Origin of the sequence: Paludisphaera rhizosphaerae (genome assembly GCF_011065895.1) — a bacterium.
Lineage (GTDB): Bacteria > Planctomycetota > Planctomycetia > Isosphaerales > Isosphaeraceae > Paludisphaera > Paludisphaera rhizosphaerae.
In genome coordinates, this window is record NZ_JAALCR010000092.1 from 1 (window position 1) to 1015 (window position 1015).

General features: G+C 62.2%; 1 pseudogene. It reads left to right on the forward strand.

What is annotated here, in order from left to right:
- Positions 1 to 241 precede the first annotated feature (241 nt).
- Positions 242 to 1015: pseudogene (locus G5C50_RS32115) on the forward strand (hypothetical protein); the annotation flags it as partial.

Here is a 1015-nt window from a genome sequence, read left to right on the forward strand (position 1 = left end):
ACAGCCGCCGGGCTACTCCGAGGGGCGCCTTTTTATCGACAACAAGCGTTCGAATGGCACGGGACAACCCCTTTGGCCGCAGTTCGCTGACCCGACGAATACGAGAGGAAATTTTGTAAACTACCCGCGACTGGCGAACAGTGTGGCCGGAAGCGATACAGCGACGCTCTACACTTCTCGGCGCGTGCTGCTCCTCGTGCAGTCGAATTTTCGGATACCCAATGGAGCCCCGAGCCTGACAGTGGAATCGCCGACGTCCTGGTACTGGAACGTCCGGGCGGGAGACAAGATCCAGATCAACAACCTGGGGCCCTACTTCACGGTCGTCGGGCCGGTGGATCAGCCGAATCCCGAGATGTTCGTCAACGTCGATCCGAATACGAATACGCTCGTGCTTCCTTACCCAGGTGGCGGTACTTACACGCCTGAATACCTGTTCGTGGTGAACGGCGAGGACGACGACGGCGACGGCTACGTCGACAACGGCTGGGACGGCGTCGACAACGACGGCGACGGCTCCGTCGACAACCTTTCGGAATGGGCCGAAAATGAGGTATGGCCCGCAGCCTACGTCAGTAACAAGGACAGCAGTACGGTTTACGACCCCGTCAGCGGCGACATGTATTACGGAATCCCCTACATGATCGTGCGTCGGCCGGTGCCGTCGCCTGGGGCGCGGGAGACGCAGCTGCCGGGGAACGTCGTGGTCGACCTGACTTCGTCCCTGCTGGCCAGGCCGGAACGGTCGCGTCTTCCCGTGGATCAGCTGTCGGGCGTTGTGGATGTGATGGTCGACTCGGGGGGGCGGATGATTCCAACGACGCGGTATTCCAGCCCGTCGTCGTTCGGCCTGCTCGACTCGTTCTACCACATCTGGGTGGCCGAGCGGAGCGATCTGTCCGAGCCGCCGAAAGACTCCTCGGGAGTTGCGCAGCCGTGGCTGGGAGCGCCCTACAACACGTTCTACCTGCCGATGCCTCTGGGCCGGGACGCGGGGGCGAACGGGCCGAATTTT